This is a genomic window from Natronincola peptidivorans (assembly GCF_900111615.1).
Lineage (GTDB): Bacteria > Bacillota > Clostridia > Peptostreptococcales > Natronincolaceae > Natronincola_A > Natronincola_A peptidivorans.
On record NZ_FOHU01000004.1, the window covers coordinates 121,516 to 142,820 of the forward strand.

A 21,305-nucleotide genomic window follows, 5' to 3' on the forward strand; every position below is an offset into this window, starting at 1 on the left:
ATGAAGCTTAAACCACCAAAAACCTTTCCTGTAAAATATTACTACTTTCTTAATACCTTATTTGTTATATGCTTAATTGATATTTTCCCATTTTGTTATATAATGTGTTCCTACTCACATTTAAAATCTTAGACGCTTTTGAAACATTGCCTTTGCAGTACATTAATGTTTCAGTAATTAACTCCTTTTCCATTTCCTCTAAAGACATTAATTTTATCTTTTCTTGAAATCCTTCATGTTCTACTTCTTGACTATGCTTCTGCTTAATAGCTTCGGGAAGATCTTCAATAGTAATATGTTCTTCATCACAGATATTCATTGATCTCTCCAAGACATTCTCTAGTTCCCTTACATTGCCTTTCCAACAGTTGCCTTCCAATGCCTTTAACGCTCCTTCATTAATACCTTTTATTGCTTTACCAATTCTTTTATTAACCTTCCTGATAAGATGCAGGGTAATCTCCTTTATATCCTCTGGTCTTTCTCTTAAAGGAGGGATGTGAATGGTTAATACATTAAGCCTATAATATATATCCCACCTGAATTCGTCATTTTTACAAGCCTCATAAAGATTTTTGTTGGTGGCGGCGATAATCCTAACGTCCACACTAAAAAGATTATCTCCTCCTACCCTCACTATTTTTCTATCTTGTAATACCCTTAAAAGTTTTGCTTGTACACTTATAGGCATATCTCCAATTTCATCTAAAAAGATGGTTCCCCCATTTGCTAATTCAAATTTACCTGGTCTTCCCCCCTTGATGCCGCCAGTAAAGGCTCCAGAAGCATATCCAAATAACTCGATCTCAATTAATTCTTTTGGCATCGCAGCACAATTGATAGCAATAAATGGTCCATTCCTTCTAGCACTTCGATTATGGATAGCTTGGGCAAACAATTCTTTGCCCGTCCCACTTTCACCAAGGATTAATGTATTGGAAGAACTTTGAGCAGCTTTCTTTGCTGTTTTTATGCTTTGTCTTAGCTTACTGCTTTTACCAGCTATGTCATCAAAGGTGAAATTTGCCTTTGCCCCCACCATAGAATTTACCATTTTTTTTACATATTTTATTTCTTTGAATATATCTATTACACCGATTAACTCTCCGTCTTCATCCCAGATAGGTATAGCTGTTTTAAGCAGATGGTATCTACCTCCCTTAAAGTTCTCTAAAACATATTCACGATCTGTATAACCTTTTCCAGTATCTAGTACTTCTAAAATAATCGGCTTAAAGGGAACTAACTCTCCAACATGTTTTCCTATGCTTTCTTCTTTGTTGATACCCAGTATTCTGCTTCCTTTGTCATTTATATAGGTTAAGATTCCATTCTTATCGATGGTCAGAAAACCTTCAGTAATATTCTCAACGATAGCATTTTGGTATTTTGTCTGCTCTTGAATTTTTAAGGTTTTGATATGGTTCTTTATTTGATTTTCTATACCCTTTGCGGATGCAATGACCATCCCCAAGGCTTTTGTATTGAACTCTTTTGTGTATGTACTGAGGCATATTGCTCCCTTAATCTCTTCTTCGATCATAATAGGTGCAGCATAGCATGACCAGCTTTTATGACTAGGCTTTTGATGCTCATCACCACATACCTGCGCCGGGGATTTTTGTTTAATAGCAAGATTAATGGCTGACCTTCCATCCAAGCTTTCCTTCAACATTGCTCCTTTTACAAAATTTAAATCTTCTTTTGATTTTTGTAAAATGTATTCTCCCCCAACAATTTCTAACACAGTACCCTTTTTATCTGTTAAAATAATAACGAAATTTCTTTCTCCCATGAAGGATAATAAGTAATTCATAAAAATTTTAGCATTTTCTATTAAAACAAAGTTGTCTACTACTACTTCATCAAATATTTCCTTGGACATTATACAGTTATTGGTAATTTCCTCCTTAAACTTTAAGGGTTGTACCTTTTCTTTATCAATCATGTTAGCCTCCAATAATTTTTTTTAATTTAAACCATATTTTTCTCATATCAAATTTTAAAAACGTTTTCATCTATGCCAATAATTAAGTATTGATCGATAAAACAGCGTACAAATAACTAATTTTGAATTGTGGTCATGTTAAAAACTACTGTTAATTTTAATAAAATCATGCTGCTAGAAAGCACTAGAGTTTGTCAGATTCTTTGCTATTCTCATGATCTATAATTATTTCTTAGAATAAAATTAAAAGTTTTATGTATATTGTACAGATTTTTAGCACAACTATTTTTAAATATTGAAAATTTTTTGAATGTTCTTTTATTGTACTATTATATAACAATCTTTTTTAGAAGTCTACGAAATTTGGAATATTGTGTTAAAATTTTGCAATATTATGCTAAAAATATGGAATATTGTGTAAAGTTTTCGAGATGCTCTGTTGCAAAAAAACAAGCTAAGGAGTGCTCCTTAGCTTGTTAATCGTTAACCCATGTTTCCTTTTATATTTAAGTTTTACCTTTAACCTCTCATTACTAGACTAGACTACCAACAACATACTGTGTGGATAGAAACTTCTACATATACATTCTCATAGGCATATGTCCCTAAATTTTAATAGGATAAGAGCTGGATTTGCAACCCACGGTTTTGAGGAAAACCGTAGACCTTGTCTAGTAAAATTTATCTTTACAAAGGTTATGTGTATAGTAACAGTATTAATAGGATTGTTCTTTTGACTTATTTGATTACCTTTAAAGCTTCTATAGCATTATAGGAGCTTCTGACAAAAGGACCGCTGGCTACATATTTAAAACCCTTCTCCATTGCAGCCTTCTTATAGTAGTTAAATTTTTCTGGTGTTATATATTCAACCACTTCTATATGCTTTTTTGTTGGCTGGAGGTATTGACCCAGTGTTAATATATCGCAATTGATTTCTACTAAATCCTCCATTGCCTTTAAAATTTCTTCTTCTCTTTCACCTAATCCTAACATTAGTCCTGTTTTACTAATAATTTGTCCATCAATATTTTTCACAGTCTGTAAAAGATTTAGTGATCTTTCATAATTAGCTTCAGGTCTGACTTTATGATATAAGGAAGGAACTGTTTCTAAGTTATGATTGATAATTTCAGGCTTAGCCTTAATAATTTTTGTCAATGCCTTATGATTTCCATTAAAATCCGGGATTAGTACCTCTATTGTAATCCCTTTATTATAGCTCCTGATTTCATTAATAGTATTAACAAAATGCTCCGCTCCTCCGTCCTGTAAATCATCCCTTGTAACTGAGGTAATCACTACATGCTTTAATCCTAATTTTTTTACTGCTGCAGCAACGTTTTGAGGTTCCTTTTCATCTAATATCTCTGGTGCTTCTTTGGAAACAGCACAAAACCTGCAATTTCTTGTGCATGTTTTTCCTAAAATCATAAAAGTTGCAGTTTTGTTTTCAAAGCATTCTCCTATATTAGGACAATCTGCTCCTTCACATACTGTATGAAGGGATAAGGACTTTAGCATGTGATCCATTCTATGAAGGCTTTCTTGGTTTGGCACTCTTTTTGTTAACCATGATGGCTTATCATTAATCATATGTTTAAATCAACTCCTCTAATTTTCACTTTTTCTTCTATTTCTTCAAAATTTTATATATTCTTGCAGCTACTTTTATATGGAGCTAAGCTTTTCTTTTCAAAGCTTTACTCCTTTTCTTCTATGGGCTTATCTATAAAGCCTTTGCTCTATAGCTCTATAGATAAACCCACAGCTAAAGCCATGGGTTCATCTCTATATATATTAAGAGGGGGGGGATTGCCTTTTTACCATATCAATACAACTTTCACAGACATTATGAACTGCCTCAAAACAGCTTCTACTCCTGTGCAGATTATCCATGAATAGCTGTTATTGTCTTATTTATGGTTACTTCTTCTATTCTAGCTCAAAATAACACTATATATAGGAATAACGATTAGACTTATTAATGTGCTGATGCTTGCTATAACAGTTGCATATTTATAATCTGCATCATATGCTTGAGCTACAATTGCTATCAATGTCATTACTGGCATGGCTGCTTCCATGATAAAAACTCTTTTCATTAAAAGTGGGATTGAAAGATCCTTTACAAATATATACACTAAAAGTGGCGATACTATATATCTGCCTATCATGATGGCTGCCACAGATAAATCAAACTCAATATCTTTTAGATTTACTGAATAAATTACAATACCAATAAATAACAAGGATAATGGCGTAGTCAGCTGTCCTATATATGAAAATGTGTCAAAAACAAATTTTGGTGTTGAAATATTTAAAAGAATAACACTCATCCCTATAAAATATGCTATCAACGGAGGTGAAAAAATTCTTTTTACATTATCCCAACCTAAAAGCTTTCTTATACCCTTTTCTTTATCTTGCCTAATACTGTATACAATCACTGTCCAAAACATAATTGTATTTCCCATATAAAATAGTAACACATAAGGGAGGCTTTGCTGGCCAAACACGGAAATATTTACAGGAAGGCCTATAAATAATGTATTTCCCATGGCAAACATGCTGGCAAATAAACCTATTCTTTCAGTTTTTATTTTTAATAATTTTCCTACCAACATGCCGATCATGAAGGATAGGATCATTGTAATTATTGAAATTGCTAATCCTAGCCCAGATTCCATCAACATATCTTTGCTATAGGTTTTTATTAGATTTGAATATACTAACGCTGGTAGAGAAACATTTATTACTATTTTGGAAAATAATCGAGATACCTCTTGATTAAACATTCCTATATGGGTTAGAGCATAGCCTATTAGAATAATAAATAGTATGCTCAGTGCACTATGTAGGCCATCTGCTGCAATCACTAATGTTCCTCCTTTGTACAGGTGTTACTAATGTAAATAAGTCTTCTTTCATACCCTTCAATGCCATAATACCGGTTAAATCAATCTTTGATATCTTTTGAAATAAACTATTTACTTACGGTTTTAGAAATAAAAAGTTTTAATATTTAATTATATTTCTACCATTTATAATATTTCGTTTTTTTGCCGTTTTTTCCCTATAATAACATCTCTGAGTTTACATTATACTCTTTCTTCTTTTCCAAAAATTTTGGGCCAACAGCTCCATCAATGACCCTTGTGACCTGCTGGCTGTCCCTTTAATGTAGTTAGGTCTTATAATAGTATCTTCTTTAGCTTTAGGCTATATTAAAAGCTACTGTTGATTCTAAATGAAATCATGATGCTAGGAAGCACTAGGGTGTGTCTTCCATTCTACCTTTTCTACAATTCCTTAGGTTGGAAAAAGGAAAAACCGCTTTTTTCATCGTATTCTCTTGCCAATTTCATATCTTTTATTTCAGTAATCACGACTTCCATTGTAGCCAGGATAATATTTCCTTCTTCTAAAATGTGACAGCCGTAAACCTTCATATCACTATCACTTATTGTTCCATGAAGATGTATTTGAAATTTATCGTCTTCACTTTTAGCTACAATACCTTGTCCATTTAAAAATTCAAATATTCCAGTTTTTAATACGGGTTCGCTATAAACCATGTTAAAATAGTTCCCTTCAAATGGCAGTGCATATATAAATGCTGCTTCTTTTAAACTTCCTACGCATGTGGTAATGATCCCATTGTCAATGTCTCTTTTGCGACAAATTTCTTCAATAGATTTTACTAAATCACTACCAGGTAATAATCTTGCCATAATCACTCTGCCTTGAGTACCTTCAGCATCAATAAACATAGTTAACCCTCCATATTTCAAGTGATTTATTTTTAGTGATAAACATTGTATTGATTCTACTATTGGAAACCCTTATCTAATACCAAGGAAATTCGGTAACCATAAAGAAAGTTGCGGTATAAATGTAATCATTAATAAAACGATAATACTTGCCACAATAAAAGGCAGTACCTTTTTAGATATTTCCTGTAATGAAAGCTTTGAAATGTTACAAGCAACATATAGGTTGATTCCTACAGGTGGCGTTGCCAACCCTATTGCTAGGTTTACCGTCATGAACACGCCAAATACTACAGGATCTATCCCTAGCGTTCTTATAACTGGTAATAAAATAGGTACTAGAATATAGTAAGCTGAAATAGCATCGATGAAACAACCTGCTATAATGAAAATTACATTCATAATAAGTAATATTCCTATAGTGCTGCTGGTTAATCCCATCAAAGCATTCGCCATGTCAGTAGCAATCCTACCGGTAGTCAGCAACCACGCAAATACACTGGCATTGGCTATAATAAATAGTACTGTTGCAGAAGATATAGATGCTTTAACAAGTAATTCACCTAAATCTTTTATTTTGATTTCTTTATAAATAAACAGTCCTACAAATAAACCATAAACAACAGCAACACCCGCTGCTTCAGTAGGTGTGACAAAACCGCCATAGATTCCACCAAGAATAATAACTGGCGATAGAATTCCCCAAAACGCATCTTTAAAGGCCATAAATATTTCTTTTGTTGTGGCTTTTGGATAAGTTATTAGATTTTCATTATTTCTCATAACATAATAACTTGCAAGAATTAATGCAATTCCCATCAATAGGCCAGGAATAATACCTGCCACAAATAATCTACCAATGGAAACCTCCGCTAAAACGCCATAAACTACAAAGGCAATACTTGGAGGAATAACAATTCCAATTCCCCCGGCTGAAGCAATCAGTGCGGAGGACATACCTTTATCATATCCGGCATTCACCATTGCAGGTATAAGGATGGCTCCAAGAGCTGCAACTGTGGCTGGACCAGAACCTGAAATTGCTGCAAAAAAACAAGCAACAATTACTGTAACTATTGCTAATCCACCTCTGAAATGTCCTACTAAAACGTTAGCAAATTTAATCAGTCGTTTTGATATTCCTGCATATTCCATAATAATCCCTGCTAGAATAAAGAATGGAATCGCCAATAACGTAAACTTACCAATGGAAGCATACATAATTTGAGGAAACATGGAAAGAGGAAAATCAAATATTATTAGAGAAAGAATTGTAGATAGTCCCAGCGATATAGCAATGGGAATATTTAATAACAATAATCCAGTAAATATACCAAATAATACTAATGCCATCTTTATTTTCCCCCTTCCTTAAAAGCAATATAACTACTTTGTATAGCACGTATGATAATAAATAAAGCCCCAATAGGAATAGCACTACTTGGAATCCATGATGGAATACCTAGTACAGGAGTTGCTTGTGAAAATCTCATTTGAGTTCTAACCATTTCCATTCCATATTTATATAGAATTGCCATCAGGACAGTAGTAGCCAATGCTCCTAATATTCCAACATACCTTTGCATTTTTTCAGGCAGTAAGTCTGTCAACACACTTAACCCCAAATGGGCGCCATGTTTATAAGCTACGGCAGCAGCTAATATGCTGTTCCAAACAAATATGATAATTACAACTTCCTCTGTAAATGACCAAGAAGCTCGCAAGAAATATCTAGACAATACATTGCCAAAGTTTATAATAACCATGATGGCTAAGCTCACACCCAAAAAATATTCCTCGATTTTATTCAAAAACTTCAATGAGTTCCTCCCCCTTTCGATCATTAGCATATATTTATACTGTCAGCATTTATTGTTTATAGATCAGAACTAGATAAAAATAATGTTTTGTTGTTATCTATAACCTCAAATTTATTTTTTTAATTACCTAGACTGTTGAAACCAACAGCCTAGGTGAAAAATAGCCTACTTTTCGTAACCGAATGCTTCTAGTAATTCTAATCCAATGATACTTTCAAAAGCATCATAGATTGGTTGTACCGCTTCTCTAAATACAGCAATTTCTTCTGCTGTCATTTCATAAATTTCCATGTATTCATTTAAATATTCTAGGTTTTCTGCATTGATCTCTCTAGCTCTTTGCTTCTGGAAATCCATTGCTTCAGTAGCAGCCTCTTGGAAGATTACTTTGTCTTCATCACTTAATGAATTCCATACATTCTCACTTACAGTCATCATTAATGTATCATAAGAATAATTCCACATTGTCATATATTTTTGAACCTCTTCTAATCTAGCTGAGGTTATAACATCTAATGGATTTTCTTGTCCATCAATGGTTCCCATTTGTAGGGATGTAAATACTTCTGAGAAGTTCATAGCAGTTGGGTCAGCTCCTAATTCGCTGAATAAATCAACATACATTCTGATCCCTGGTACTCTTAATTTTAAGTTGTTCATATCTGCAGGCGTTGTGATTGGTCTTACATTGTTTGTTACTTGTCTAAAGCCTGATTCCCCTAATGCTAATGGAACAACACCTTTATCCCTTGCTAAATCAAACAGCATTTCTTTACCTGGACCTGATAAGGCAGCGTCAGCTTCATCATAGGAAGGAATCAACCAAGGCATGTTTACAACTGTAAATTTAGGATCTATTCCTGTCCAAATAATAGTTGAGTGAATATCTAAATCGGTAACACCTGATTGTACCATTTCAATACCTCTTACAGTATCTCCACCTGATAATTGCTCATTTGGATAAACATCAACAAGATATCTGCCATTTGTTCTCTCTTCTAATAATTCACCAAATAATGTTGCACCCTCATACCAGCTTGAATTTTCTGATACTGTGATACTCATTCTTAAGGTTTGCGGTCTTGCACTTTCATTTCCTTCTCCACCTGAAGCAGGTGCTTGCTGCGAACAACCTACTGCAGCCATTAAAATCATTAGTACTGCAACAATTAAAGCTATCTTTTTCTTAACCATAAATTCTCCTCCTCATATTTTGAATGGTTTTATATTTAATCCCTTTAAGGAATTAAAACAATTTTGTTGCCAATGCCGGCTTTCAACAATTCAATCGCATCTTCAAATTTTGCAAGAGGCATTGTATGGGTTATCACAGGATTTATATTTAATAGTCCTTCTTCAAGCATATTTTCCATCCTGATCCAAGTCTGAAACATTTCTCTCCCATGTATTCCTATTATTTTAGCCTCTTTAAAAACCACATCAGGGCCTAAATCTAAAGAAATCGGGGCTGAAGGTAAACCGATAAGAGCCACCTCTCCGCCTTTTCGTAAATATTTAAACCCTTGGTTGATTGCTTGTGTGCTTCCTGATGCATCTATAAATCCATCAACGCCAACACCATTGGTAATCTCCATAACCTCATTTACAACATCTATATCCTTGGGATTGATAGCTATATTGGCTCCAATCTCCTTTGATAGCTTTAGTCGTTCTTCCATCACATCTATAGCGATAATACATGAAGCACCCATTGCTTTGGCTGAAGCAATGGCAAATAAGCCTATTGGACCACATCCTATAACAGCAATTTTCTTTCCTGATACTTCAATATCCAAAGTTGATCTTATTGCAGTGCCTAAAGGTTCTAATACAGCACCTATTTCTGGACTAATGGTATTAGGGATTTTTCGGGCACAAATGGCTGGGATCTTTGTATATTCAGCAAAACATCCATCTGTATGCACACCAAAAATCTGCAAATTACCACAAATGTGTTGTTGACCATTATTGCATTGATAACATTTCCCACATGGAATGTGGGTTTCTCCTGCTACATAGTCCCCAGGATTAAGGTCATTTACTTGAGACCCCACTTCTACAATTTCTCCACTAAACTCATGCCCCATAACCACCGGCATATGAATACCAGCATTTTCTGCCCATGTGTTCCAGTCATAAATATGCAAATCTGTTCCACAAATTGCAGTGGCCTTCACCCTCACAAGTACGTCTTTTGGACCTAGCTGTGGTATTTCAATTTCTTCCAATTGAGCTCCTATTCCAGGACTTTTTTTTACTACAGCCAACATCTTCTTTTTCATACTTTATGACCCCCTATAGTTTTCTAATCAAGCATTATGCCTCCATCCACATCAGTAATTTCACCAGTTATATGCTTTGCCATATCAGAAGCTAGAAATAGTGCAACATTGGCAACATCTTCTGGGTCCGCAAATCTCCTTAGAGGTATAGTATTAAGAAAGTTTTCTCTTTTTTCACCAGTAAAATCATCAAGCATTGGTGTGTTGGTTGGCCCAGGACAGATGGCATTTGCATTAATTCCATAGGGGCCTCCTTCTCTGGCTAATCCTTTTGTCATCCCTATAACACCAGCTTTAGAAGCAGCGTATAATGTGTTTCCAAATATACCGCCGCCTCTTTTTCCAGCAACAGAAGCAATATTAATAATTTTCCCATACTTTCTAGCGATCATTTGTGGGAAAACAGCACTACATGTGTTGAATACACCTTTAAGATTTATATTAATCATACGGTCCCAATCCTTTTCGCTAGAATCTACAAAACGTTTAGTGTCAACGATTCCAGCATTGTTGATAAGAACATCAATTTTGCCATATTCTGCTGTTATTTCATCAATGGTCTTTTTTGTTTCTTCAGCGTTAGATACATCTAGCTTATAGACCTTGGCATCAAATCCTTCTTTTGTAATTTCATCCTGGACCTTCTCAGCTAGTTCTTTATTTATATCCATTATGATAACCTTTGCCTTAGCACGAGCAAAGCTTAAAGCAATGGCTCTCCCTATACCTTGACTTCCGCCTGTAATTACCACTACCTTATCCTTAAAGTCCATATCTATATACCTCCAAATTATTGATCTGATTTTTCTTAAAATCATTTCTTTTACACTATGAATGGCACCTGATCCTATTGATCGTCAGCTGCAGTGATATATTCTCCTACCTTGGTCACTTGCAATATCTCAAATATATCTTGTTTCCTTTTCTGTGGTATGTACATAATCCCATCCTATATCAGGTTGCCCCTCTGCCGCTTGTACTAATTTGTTAGCTATTCTATCTAAAATAGCAATTATCATGCCAAGTATTATTCCTAGAAAAAATGTGGTTTTATGAGGTTCTTCAATGTTCTGTTAGATTTCATTCTGCAAATAATCGTATTCTTAATATCGTAAGTGCCAAAAAAATAAACACTTTTTATATTGAATCCTCTTCAAGTAGTTGATCTTTTCACTTTACACAGATAATGCACAATTTTTGAGCATTGCTCATTTTTTGTACATCTGCTACAAGCTACTAAGTTGAAATTTCTTTTTTATTTTTGGCTATGTTAAAGATAAGTGTTGATATTATATAAATAAAAACATGACGAGATACTGAGTGATTGTCACTCTGAGAATAGCAAAGAGTCTTAGATCCTTCGGTTCTCTCAGGATGACAAATCCCAAGAATTAACAGAATGCTAAAATCAGCAATAATGTTTAACAGAGCCTTATTTTTATATTTCGATATAGAGTATATTTCTTTCACAGTTTTTACTGTTATAATGGATCTTGCTTAGATAGACTTTCTAATTTTTCAAATAATGCCTCTTGTTCTAGAATTTTATAGTCAAAATGAAATGAAGCAGCAAAATGCTTGATAACATGCTTCATTACTATTTCCATATCCTGATAACAATCTAACTCTTTTTGGAGAGAAGTCACGCCTCTATCTGTAAAGCCGCATGGATTGATCCATTGGAAGTGTTCTAAATTTGTATTGACATTGAAAGCAAATCCATGCATAGTTACCCATCGCTTTACACTGCAGCCTAGAGCAGTAATTTTATCATTTCCAATCCAAATCCCTGGATGCCCTTGACTTCTATTGCTCAGAAGCTTATACTCTTCCTGAAGCAATTGTATAAATACTTCCTCTAATCTTCTGACATATTCTCTGACATCCTTACCGAAATAATTTAAGTTTATAATAGGATAACCAACAATTTGTCCAGGGCCATGATATGTTACGTCTCCACCTCTGCTGCTTTGATGAATATCAACCCCTTGATCCGCAAGAAACTCTTTGTTCACTAGGATATTGTTATTGTTTTTTCCGTTTACCCCTATCGTTATTACAGGAGGGTGTTCCAAAAGTAATAAAATATCCTCTATTACTCCCTGTTGATTAAATTCATTAATTTTCAACTGTAAATCAAGAGCTGTCTGATATTCAACTACTCCAAGTTTCACAACATTGAGCTTCATAGAAGTCCCCCTCCAATAACACTAAACTTTTAAAATTCTGGTAATTTCTCCTTCAGGTTGCACTCTATACATTCTGCTTCTTAATTTCTACCTTCATATTTTTTTCATATACTTTAGCTATAGCACTATGGTCCTCATCAATTTTACCTTCTGCTTCCATTTGATCCATATAATTTAAAATCATTTTTGACATAGGTATTTCAACACCTAATTCTTCCGCCAATTGAATTGCATTTTGAAGATCTTTCTGATGCACTGCAATTCGTGCACTTGCTTCAAAATTTCTATTAATTATTTTTGGTGCCTTAGCATTTAGTACTTCACTTCCTGCAAATCCACCCTTTATAGCATTAAAAAGCGCTTCAGGATCCAATCCTGCTTTTGCGGCAAAGGCAAAGCTTTCACCGATAGCTCCAATATTGCATCCAACAATCATGTTATTGGCAAGCTTTGCAATACTACCGCAACCTGTTGCACCCATATAAGTTACTGAACTTCCTAAACAAAGAAGTAAAGGTTTAATTTCATCAAATATTTCTCTGTCCCCCCCACACATAAGGGCAAGGGTTGCTGCAATGGCTCCTGCTTCTCCTCCGCTGACTGGCGAATCAATAAGTCTGATCTCATACTCCTTTGCCTTTTCATACATTTCTCTAATCACATTAGGGGCTGTTGAACTTAAATCTACAATAATAGTACCTTTTCTTCCTGTATCAATAATCTGCTGTATACTTGATTTTACTAGATTATTAGTGGGAAGACAAAGGAAAATAATGTCACATGAGCTACAGACTTTTTCTGCATGATTTACAGCTATTCCACCTATTTCCTCAAACATAGTTCTTTTTTCTTCAGATATATCGAAGCCCATAACAGACTGCTTGCCTTTTTTTAACATATTAACTGCCATAGGCAGTCCCATGACTCCTAGACCTAAAAATCCGATGTTTTTCAAGTGTTGTATAACTCCTCTCTAATGGGGAATTTTGAAGGAACAATTTTCATAGTTCCTTATCTATTTCAGCAATAGTGTCAAGTGTTCATTAACTTAATGGTGGCTATGCACAAATTAATCCATATGTGAACCACCATTAATATCGATTTCTTCACCTGTAATATAGGAAGACTCTTCTGATGCTAAAAAGGCAACTGCTGCTGCAACTTCTTCAGTTTCACCAGGCCTTCCCATAGGTATTGCGTCAATAATGGTTTCTACCAAATCTTCAGGCATAGATTTCCATATTTCAGTATTGATAAGCCCTGGTGCCACTGAATTAACCGTTATTCCATCCTGTGCAACTTCACGAGCTAAGTTTTTAGAAAAGCCAAGGACAGCAGCTTTTGAGGCTGCATAATGTGCTCCACCAAATATGCCGCCGCCTCGTTTGCCTGCAACGGATGAGATGTTGACAATTCTTCCATATTTTTGTTTCTTCATAGTTTTTAATACAGCTTGTGAACACAAAAATAATCCAAACATATTTACATTAAACATCTTGGTCATATCCTCAAGGGTCATATCTTCAACTGTGATTTTTTGCGAAATACCTGCGTTATTTACTAAAATATCTATTCTACCAAATGTTTTGAGGGTTATTTCTACCATGGATTCTATTGAGCTTCTGTTGGTGACATCTAACTCTATACCTATAGCTTTTCCACCAGCATCGTTAATTGTCTTTGCCACGTTATGCACACCTTCTAAACTTACATCTGCGATTATAACCGTTGCTCCTTGTTTCGCAAGTGTTGTTGCTATTGCATAGCCGATTCCTTTTGGGGAACCACTACCTGTAATGATAGCAACTCTATTTGTAAAATCCATCATGATCCAATCCCCCTTGCTTTCATTTATCATTAATAGCCTATTTTTCCCTTCAAACTCCTAGAGTTGATTTAATTAGGCATATGGATTGCTCTTTTATCTACAGCCAATGCTGCTTCTCTAACAGCTTCTCCTACTGTAGGATGTGCATGAATTGTAGCAATTACTTCATCAATAGTAGCCTCTAATCCTATTGCTAGAGCACCTTCTGTTATCAAGTCAGTTGCTCTTGGTCCTAGCATGTGAACACCTAGTATTTCTTTGTACTCTTTACCTGCAATAATTTTAACGATTCCTTCCTCGCCACCCATAATAAGTGCCTTGCCATTTGCCATTAATGGGAATTTACCAACTACATAGTCTATCCCTTGTTCCTTTGCCTGTTCTTCCGTTAAACCTACAGAGGCAAATTCAGGATTGGTATATACGCAAGAGGGATTTGTTTTAATGTCAAATGTACTTTCATGTCCCAATGCATTTTCTGCTGCAATCTCACCCTGGGCAGATGCAACATGAGCTAACATAATTGGTTCTGTGCAATCGCCAACGGCATAAATTCCTTGTATATTTGTTTCCATTTTGTCATTGGTAATGACCCTTCCTCTTTCACTTTTGATCCCTGCTGCGTCCAATCCAATAGCATCTGTATTAATTTTTCTTCCAACAGAGATCAACACTTTTTCACCGCCAATGATTTTGCTTGTCTGATCCTTCATCTCCACTGTGATTTTGGCTTCTGTTCCATCATCTTTTATAGCTACAACCTTAGCTTCTGTGTAAACATCTACACCCTTTTTGGCTAGTATTGAACGTAGAATTTTTGCAAGCTCTTTATCCATCATTGGTAATATTTCATCTTGCATTTCAATAATCGTTACCTTACAGCCCAAAGTGCTGTACAGAGTTGCAATCTCAACACCAATTACACCACCACCAACAATAACCATTGATTTGGGAACCTCCTGCAGCTCTAAGGCACCCGTGCTGTCAATACATTGCTTTGCTTCTATTCCAGGGATGGGAGGCATTAAAGGTACTGAGCCAGTAGCGATGATAAACTTATCTGCCTTTAGTGTTTCAACATCACCCTTTGTTGTCTTCACTTGAATTGTATCCTTACTAACAAATGATGCTAATCCTGGAATGATCTTTACCTTATTTACTGCCAGCAGCCCTTCTACGCCGCCTACTAGTTGCTCTGTTATAGCCTTTTTTCTCTCCTGTGCTTTTCCAAAATCAAGCTTTACATCTGTTATCACACCATATTCTGCACCGTTTTTAGCTTCCTCATATATTTCTGCTGTATGGAGTAAGGCCTTTGTAGGAATACACCCAACGTTTAAGCAGGTACCACCTAAATACTTTTTTTCTATTAATGTAACTTCTCCACCTAGTTGAGCAGCTCTTATGGCGGCCACATAACCTCCTGGACCTCCACCGATTACAACAATCTTTTTTTTATCATTATTCATTATAAAATATCCTCCTTAACAGAAAACAAGATTCTCTTTTTAGAAAGACTATAGCTAAAAAAGCCGTTATTCCCTCTTGTATGCCCTTTTTTAAAAAATCTGTCTAGAAATAACGGCTTATTTTTATTTTGACGGTAGTCTTCTTTTATTCTATAGATACATTTGGTCTGGGTCCTCTAAGTAGCCCTTAATCATTTTAAGCAACTCTGCTGCCAATGCTCCATCTGCTATCCGATGATCAAAGGATAAACTAAGTGTCATCATGGAAGCAGGAACAATCTCATCATTTTCATTTACAATTGGTTTTTTTACAATCCGTCCAACACCTAAAATAGCACTTTCAGGCAAATTAATGATTGGCGTAAATGCATCTACATCATAATTTCCAAGATTGCTGATGGTAAATGTTCCTCCTGTCAATTCATCTCCTAAAAGATTGTTTTCTTTTGCTCTGGCTGCCAGATCCTTTACTTCTTTGCTTATGGCTTTAAAGCCTTTACGATCAGCATCCTTTACAACTGGAACAATTAATCCTTCTTCTAAGGCAACTGCTACACCAATATTAATTTTATCGTGGATAATAATATGATCCTCTTCGATAGAAGTATTCATCATAGGTATATTTCTAAGGGCAGTTGCAATCATTTTTACTAGAATATCTGTATAGCTTAACCTCACCTCTGTATTTTTCTCGTTCAACTTACTTCTAAGGGCAATTGTTTTATCCACATTCACCTCAGTGGTTATTGTAACATGAGGAGCATTATGCTTACTTTCAGTCATTCTCTTTCCAATAACCTTACGCATGTTCGTTAATGGTTTGATAATATCTGCATCTTCCTTAGGTATATAAGCTGGTGCTTCAGATGCCTCTGGAATCTCCTGTGTTTGACTTTCCACTACATTTTCTTCATATGCTAAAACATCCTTTTGCACAATTCTGCCACCGTGTCCAGTGCCTGTAATTTTAGCTAAATCTATTCCCTTCTTTGATGCGATTTTTTTTGCTAAAGGTGAGGCCTTAATCCGACCTCCTTTCGGCTTTTCTTGTATTTGAGGAATAATCTCTTCCTTTTCTTCCACATTAGACGTCGCTTCCTCTTTAGGAGTATCAGTATCTATGGTAATTTCTTCATCTGCTGTTCCTACAATAGCTACCAAACCTTGAACAGGGATTTCCTCTCCTTCTTGTGCACAAATAACACGCAGTACACCGTCTACTTCACTTTCAATTTCACTGTTTAATTTATCTGTAGTGATCTGTACAATAGGATCGCCTTTTTTTACAGTATCACCTTCCTGTTTTAACCATGCCCCAATCACACCTTCTGTCATTGTCAAGCCTAATTGAGGCATTCTAATCTCTGTTGCCATATCATTATTCCTCCTCTTATAACTTGAAATTAACTGCTTTTTTCACCGCTTTAACAATGTCATTTGGATTTGGGAAAAAGGCATCTTCTAAAGGCGGGCTAAATGGTGGAACCACGTTCAACCCCGCCACACGCTCCACAGGAGAATCCAGCTCATCAAATAGTTCTTCCATAATTTGAGAAGAGATCTCTCCTGCAAAACCACTCCTCTTGTTACCCTCCTGTACTACGACTACATTATGGGTTTTAGAAACGGATTTTTTAATGGTTTCCCAATCTAAAGGCACTAGGGAACGAAGGTCAATAACCTCTACATCTATGCCATCCTTTTCAAGTTCTTTTGCCGCTTCTAGTGCGAAAAACACCTGCCTTGACCATGTGATAATTGTTACATCCTTACCCTCACGCTTGACATCTGCTTCCCCTATAGGAATTATATGTTCCCCTTCAGGAATTTCGCCCTTCGCAGCGTAAAGTAGCTTATGCTCTAAGAAAATTACAGGGTCTTCATCTCGAATAGAAGCTTTCAACAGTCCCTTTGCATCCGCTGCTGTTGAAGGTGCTACAACCTTTAATCCTGGTATATTTGTAAAAAGTGTTTCTAAACACTGAGAATGTTGGCCTGCGTTACGTCTTCCAGCTCCCATTGGTGCTCTGACTACCATTGGTATATTCACTTGTCCACCTGTCATATAACGCATTTTAGCTGCTTGGTTCATAACAGGATCCATTGCTACTCCTATAAAATCTACATACATCAATTCAACTACAGGACGTACCCCACGCATTGCTGCGCCTACCGCCATTCCTGTGAAGCCTGATTCACATATAGGTGTTTCTATTACTCTGTTAGGGCCAAATTCGTCTAAAAAGCCCAGTGTAATACCAAAGGGGTTACCCATTTTCCCCAAATCTTCCCCTACAACAATAACATTTTCATCTCTTTGCATTTCTTCATGTAATGCTTCTCTAATTGCTTTGCTGGTACTTAATGTTCTCACCGAATAACACTCCTTTCGTTATCTGATGCATATACATCCAATGTAACTTCACTAGCATCTGGATATGGGGATTCAGTTGCAAATTCAGTAGCTGCTTCTATTTCTTTGTCCATAGCTTCTTCAATTGCATCTAATTCCTCAGCTTCCATTCCCAATGTAAGTAAGTGGGTTCTAAAGCGATCGATAGGATCCTTCTTTTTCCACTCTTCAGTTACTTCTTTAGAACGATACTCTGCAGGGTCACCCTCATAATGACCTCGCATACGATAGGTTTTACACTCTACAATAGAAGGACCATTGCCTTCACGTGCATATTCAACAGCTTCTTTCACCGCTTCATAAACTGCTAAAACATCGTTTCCATCCACCGTTTTTCCAGGTATATCATAAGCCTTGGCACGTACAGCAATATTATCTGTATTTGTTACCGTGTTAATGTCAACAGAAACACCATATCCATTGTTTTCACAAAGATATACCACTGGAAGCTTCCAAGCTGCTGCCATATTAATAGACTCATGGAAGGTTCCATGGTTTGATGCAGAATCACCAAAGAAAGCTAATGTAACCTCATCAGTATTTCTAATTTTTGATGTTAATCCTGACCCTGTTGCGATTGGTATTCCTGCACCTACAATGCCGTTTGCACCTAATATCCCTAAACTAATATCTGCAACATGCATAGAACCGCCTTTACCTCGGCAATATCCTGTGACTTTTCCAAACAACTCCGCCATCATTTTGTCAGTTTTTGCTCCTTTTGCAATACAATGTCCATGACCACGATGGGTTGATGCAATGAAATCCCTTTTTTCTAATGCTTTTGAAGCACCAACCGCAGCAGCTTCTTGACCAATGCAAGTATGAATATTTCCTGCAAGCATGCCTTTCATAAAACATTCTGTTAATTTGGTTTCAAATTTCCTGATCCTCAACATATCTTCATACATATGAAGAAGCATTTCCTTTGAATATTCTTTTTTACTCAAAGTAAACTCACACCTTTCTAATAAGATTTGTTATAATTATTTTTCTTTAATTATAAACCATTGGAAAATCAATAAATTAAGTGATTGTATTTTATGTCTTCATTTTGTTTGTTTTGATATTTTAATCACATATAGTAAGTTTAAAGCAATTATCATGCCAATCAAACTTAAATCAAACAAAAAAAGTGGATTTAAAATCCACTTTGCAACTTTTTTTATAGAAATTCAATCACTTTAGCAATTCAGGTGTATTCAATTTTTTTAAAATTTAGAGGTTTTTACAGTGTGCTTTTTTTAGTTATTATACTTTTCTTGCAAATAAAATAGATTTTTCTGCTCAAATATTGAGCATATCGTCAGCCTGCCTGCTATTTCAAGCCTTTTCCCTTTATGCTCAAAATTTAAACACTGTTAGTATTTTTAGCAATCACAAAACATATCACTGAAAATGCTATTGTGAACCTACAAATCATTTTTTATCTAAATGGTCAATCTATATTTTTCCATCTTATTATATAGTGTATTTCTGCTGACACTCAATACCTTGGAAGCCTTTGAAATATTCCCTTTACAATGTATCAGTATTTTTTCTATTAGTTTACGTTCCATTTCCTCCAAGGACATGATCTCAAAGAAATCTTCATTATTATCCACTATCATGCTCTGTTCAGAGATAATGTTTTCTGGCAGCTGTTGGATATCTATTTCATTTCCTTCACAGACATTAATGGCTCTTTCTAAAATGTTTTCAAGCTCTCGAACATTGCCCTTCCAAGAATTACTTTTAAGTACATTTAATGCGCTTTCAGTAATTCCAGTTACCACTTTCTCCAATCTCTTATTTATTTTTTTAATAAGATGTAGTGTTATGACTTCGATATCTTCCTTTCTTTTCCTGAGGGGTGGTACATTGATTGTTAAAACATTTAATCGATAGTAGATATCCCATCTAAATTCATTTGCCTTACAAGCCTCTTGTAAATTTTTATTGGTAGCAGCAATTATACGAACATCTACTTTAAAAACATTATCTCCCCCAACTCTAACTACTTTTCGATCCTGCAGCACCCTCAACAATTTTGCCTGTACACTTATAGGCATATCTCCAATTTCATCTAAAAAGATTGTCCCACCATTTGCCAGTTCAAATTTCCCTGGCCGTCCTCCTTTTATCCCGCCAGTAAATGCACCGGCAGCATATCCGAATAATTCGCTTTCAATTAATTCTTTTGGCATTGCAGCACAATTTATAGCGATAAAAGGTCCATTTCGTCGAGAACTGTGGTTATGTATAGCTTGGGCAAACAATTCTTTCCCAGTTCCACTTTCTCCTAGGATCAATGTGTTGGATGAGCTTTGAGCAGCATTTTTTGCAATCGCGATACTCTCCTGTATTTTACTGCTGTCACCAACAATATCATCAAAAGTAAAGCTTGCCTTGGCTCCTAGCATACTGTTAACCATCTTTTTTACATACTTTATTTCCTTAAATATATCAATCACACCTATTAATTCACCGTTCTCGTCTCTAATAGGATTTGCAGTTTTTAATAAATGGAATTTTTCACCCTTATAGTTTTCTAAAACATACTCCCTGTCAGTGTAGCCTTTTCCAGTAGATAAAACCTCTAGAATAATTGGTTTAAAGGGAACTAGATCTCCTATATGTCTGCCTATGCTTTCTACCTTATTGACACCAAGTATTTTACTACCCTTTTCATTTAAATAAGTTACAACTCCTTTATTATCAATCATTAAAAAGCCTTCAGAAATATTTTCTACAATCGCACTTTGATACTTCATTTGCTCCTGAATCTTTAAGGTTTTAAGATGATTTTTTATTTGATTCTCAATACCCTTTGCAGATGCGATGATCATCCCTAAAGCTTTTGCATTAGGTTCTTTTGTATATGCACTTAAACACAAAGTTCCCATCAATTCTTCTTCTATCATAATAGGTGCAGCATAACAGGACCAGTTTTTATGACTAGGTTCCTGATGCTCATCACCACAGACCTGTGATGGGGATTTATGCTTGATAGCAAGATTAATGGCTGATTTTTCGTCTAGACTTTCGTTAAGTATTGCTCCTTTTAGAAAGTTCAAATCTTTTTTGGATCTTTGTAATATATATTCCCCGCCAACTATTTCTAATACGTTAGCATTTTTATCTGTTAATATAATCGTAAAATTTTTTTCTTGCATAAAAGATAATAAATAATCCATAAACACTTTAGCATTTTCAATCAGAATAGAGTTGTTAGCTATTATTCTCTCAAATAGTTCTTTTGGTAACACATTCCTGTCCTTAGCCATGCTTCCAGTTTTTAAGAACTCCATACTTTCTTTATTAATCATGTTAGCCTCCCATAGATCACTTTATTTTAAAACATAGTTTTCCTTAAATGATTTTTTGCATTCCATTATACTGCTTACCATGAAAACTATGCTTTCCTACTATTAGTTTCTTAGAGACGTTTTCATTAATTCATTTTATCAAACATTTCTTCAGTAAATCACCATAATTATATATTAGGATAAAATTAATAGCATTATGTATATTGTATAAATTTTCAGCATGATTCTTTGTAATGCTTAAAATTTTTTAGTTGTTACTTATTGTACTATTATAC

17 protein-coding genes are annotated in these 21,305 nt (G+C 35.2%); all 17 read right to left on the reverse strand.

Features of this window, described 5'->3' with window-relative positions:
* Positions 1 to 64: 64 nt before the first annotated feature.
* On the reverse strand, positions 65 to 1,948 hold the full coding sequence (locus BMX10_RS06465) for a sigma-54 interaction domain-containing protein (protein ID WP_090441161.1): 1,884 nt from the start codon (positions 1,946 to 1,948) through the stop codon (positions 65 to 67).
* 738 nt (positions 1,949 to 2,686) lie between these two features.
* Complete coding sequence (lipA, locus tag BMX10_RS06470; protein ID WP_090441164.1) at positions 2,687 to 3,544, reverse strand: lipoyl synthase; 858 nt, start codon at positions 3,542 to 3,544, stop codon at positions 2,687 to 2,689.
* Positions 3,545 to 3,888: 344 nt separating this feature from the next.
* Positions 3,889 to 4,827: an AEC family transporter gene (locus BMX10_RS06480; RefSeq protein WP_090441169.1), complete on the reverse strand. Its 939-nt coding sequence runs from the start codon at positions 4,825 to 4,827 to the stop codon at positions 3,889 to 3,891.
* 423 nt (positions 4,828 to 5,250) lie between these two features.
* Positions 5,251 to 5,721 carry a PPC domain-containing DNA-binding protein gene (locus BMX10_RS06485; protein WP_090441172.1) on the reverse strand — a complete coding sequence of 157 codons (471 nt, stop codon included), beginning with the start codon at positions 5,719 to 5,721 and terminating at the stop codon, positions 5,251 to 5,253.
* A 72-nt stretch (positions 5,722 to 5,793) separates the two neighbouring features.
* Positions 5,794 to 7,074, reverse strand: coding sequence for a TRAP transporter large permease (locus tag BMX10_RS06490; protein WP_090441175.1), 1,281 nt, complete (start codon positions 7,072 to 7,074; stop codon positions 5,794 to 5,796).
* A 2-nt stretch (positions 7,075 to 7,076) separates the two neighbouring features.
* On the reverse strand, positions 7,077 to 7,541 hold the full coding sequence (locus BMX10_RS06495) for a TRAP transporter small permease (protein ID WP_170834716.1): 465 nt from the start codon (positions 7,539 to 7,541) through the stop codon (positions 7,077 to 7,079).
* Between the two features lie 165 nt (positions 7,542 to 7,706).
* On the reverse strand, positions 7,707 to 8,735 hold the full coding sequence (locus BMX10_RS06500) for a DctP family TRAP transporter solute-binding subunit (RefSeq protein WP_090441180.1): 1,029 nt from the start codon (positions 8,733 to 8,735) through the stop codon (positions 7,707 to 7,709).
* A 44-nt stretch (positions 8,736 to 8,779) separates the two neighbouring features.
* The gene (gene tdh / locus BMX10_RS06505; protein WP_090441183.1) at positions 8,780 to 9,823 is read right to left on the reverse strand and encodes an L-threonine 3-dehydrogenase; all 1,044 of its coding nucleotides are present in this window, start codon (positions 9,821 to 9,823) and stop codon (positions 8,780 to 8,782) included.
* Between the two features lie 23 nt (positions 9,824 to 9,846).
* Complete coding sequence (locus tag BMX10_RS06510) at positions 9,847 to 10,596, reverse strand: SDR family NAD(P)-dependent oxidoreductase (RefSeq protein WP_170834717.1); 750 nt, start codon at positions 10,594 to 10,596, stop codon at positions 9,847 to 9,849.
* 708 nt (positions 10,597 to 11,304) lie between these two features.
* Complete coding sequence (lipB, locus tag BMX10_RS06515; protein ID WP_090441189.1) at positions 11,305 to 12,012, reverse strand: lipoyl(octanoyl) transferase LipB; 708 nt, start codon at positions 12,010 to 12,012, stop codon at positions 11,305 to 11,307.
* 64 nt (positions 12,013 to 12,076) lie between these two features.
* Entirely contained in the window at positions 12,077 to 12,967 is an 891-nt protein-coding gene (locus BMX10_RS06520; RefSeq protein ID WP_090441192.1) for a prephenate dehydrogenase/arogenate dehydrogenase family protein, read from the reverse strand.
* Positions 12,968 to 13,081: 114 nt separating this feature from the next.
* The gene (locus tag BMX10_RS06525) at positions 13,082 to 13,870 is read right to left on the reverse strand and encodes an SDR family NAD(P)-dependent oxidoreductase (protein WP_330387826.1); all 789 of its coding nucleotides are present in this window, start codon (positions 13,868 to 13,870) and stop codon (positions 13,082 to 13,084) included.
* A 38-nt stretch (positions 13,871 to 13,908) separates the two neighbouring features.
* Positions 13,909 to 15,309, reverse strand: coding sequence for a dihydrolipoyl dehydrogenase (gene lpdA, locus BMX10_RS06530; protein ID WP_090441198.1), 1,401 nt, complete (start codon positions 15,307 to 15,309; stop codon positions 13,909 to 13,911).
* Positions 15,310 to 15,459: 150 nt separating this feature from the next.
* Positions 15,460 to 16,683: a dihydrolipoamide acetyltransferase family protein gene (locus BMX10_RS06535; RefSeq protein WP_090441202.1), complete on the reverse strand. Its 1,224-nt coding sequence runs from the start codon at positions 16,681 to 16,683 to the stop codon at positions 15,460 to 15,462.
* A gap of 16 nt (positions 16,684 to 16,699) precedes the next feature.
* The gene (locus tag BMX10_RS06540) at positions 16,700 to 17,683 is read right to left on the reverse strand and encodes an alpha-ketoacid dehydrogenase subunit beta (RefSeq protein WP_090441205.1); all 984 of its coding nucleotides are present in this window, start codon (positions 17,681 to 17,683) and stop codon (positions 16,700 to 16,702) included.
* A complete protein-coding gene (locus tag BMX10_RS06545; protein ID WP_330387828.1) occupies positions 17,680 to 18,672 on the reverse strand; it encodes a thiamine pyrophosphate-dependent dehydrogenase E1 component subunit alpha in 993 nt (330 codons plus the stop codon). The genes BMX10_RS06540 and BMX10_RS06545 overlap by 4 nt, the downstream gene beginning before the upstream one ends.
* A 480-nt stretch (positions 18,673 to 19,152) precedes the next feature.
* The gene (locus BMX10_RS06550; RefSeq protein ID WP_090441208.1) at positions 19,153 to 21,030 is read right to left on the reverse strand and encodes a sigma-54 interaction domain-containing protein; all 1,878 of its coding nucleotides are present in this window, start codon (positions 21,028 to 21,030) and stop codon (positions 19,153 to 19,155) included.
* Positions 21,031 to 21,305: the final 275 nt, after the last annotated feature.

What these genes read in the sequence shown, in the direction of transcription:
- BMX10_RS06485 (WP_090441172.1), bottom strand. Translation starts at nt 5,721, where the DNA reads ATGTTTATTGATGCTGAAGGTACTCAAGGCAGAGTGATTATGGCAAGA.
- BMX10_RS06510 (WP_170834717.1), bottom strand. Translation starts at nt 10,596, where the DNA reads ATGGACTTTAAGGATAAGGTAGTGGTAATTACAGGCGGAAGTCAAGGT.
- lipB (WP_090441189.1), bottom strand. Translation starts at nt 12,012, where the DNA reads ATGAAGCTCAATGTTGTGAAACTTGGAGTAGTTGAATATCAGACAGCT.
- BMX10_RS06550 (WP_090441208.1), bottom strand. Translation starts at nt 21,030, where the DNA reads ATGATTAATAAAGAAAGTATGGAGTTCTTAAAAACTGGAAGCATGGCT.
- BMX10_RS06535 (WP_090441202.1), bottom strand. Translation starts at nt 16,683, where the DNA reads ATGGCAACAGAGATTAGAATGCCTCAATTAGGCTTGACAATGACAGAA.
- lpdA (WP_090441198.1), bottom strand. Translation starts at nt 15,309, where the DNA reads ATGAATAATGATAAAAAAAAGATTGTTGTAATCGGTGGAGGTCCAGGA.
- BMX10_RS06490 (WP_090441175.1), bottom strand. Translation starts at nt 7,074, where the DNA reads ATGGCATTAGTATTATTTGGTATATTTACTGGATTATTGTTATTAAAT.
- BMX10_RS06500 (WP_090441180.1), bottom strand. Translation starts at nt 8,735, where the DNA reads ATGGTTAAGAAAAAGATAGCTTTAATTGTTGCAGTACTAATGATTTTA.
- BMX10_RS06525 (WP_330387826.1), bottom strand. Translation starts at nt 13,870, where the DNA reads ATGATAAATGAAAGCAAGGGGGATTGGATCATGATGGATTTTACAAAT.
- BMX10_RS06465 (WP_090441161.1), bottom strand. Translation starts at nt 1,948, where the DNA reads ATGATTGATAAAGAAAAGGTACAACCCTTAAAGTTTAAGGAGGAAATT.
- tdh (WP_090441183.1), bottom strand. Translation starts at nt 9,823, where the DNA reads ATGAAAAAGAAGATGTTGGCTGTAGTAAAAAAAAGTCCTGGAATAGGA.
- lipA (WP_090441164.1), bottom strand. Translation starts at nt 3,544, where the DNA reads ATGATTAATGATAAGCCATCATGGTTAACAAAAAGAGTGCCAAACCAA.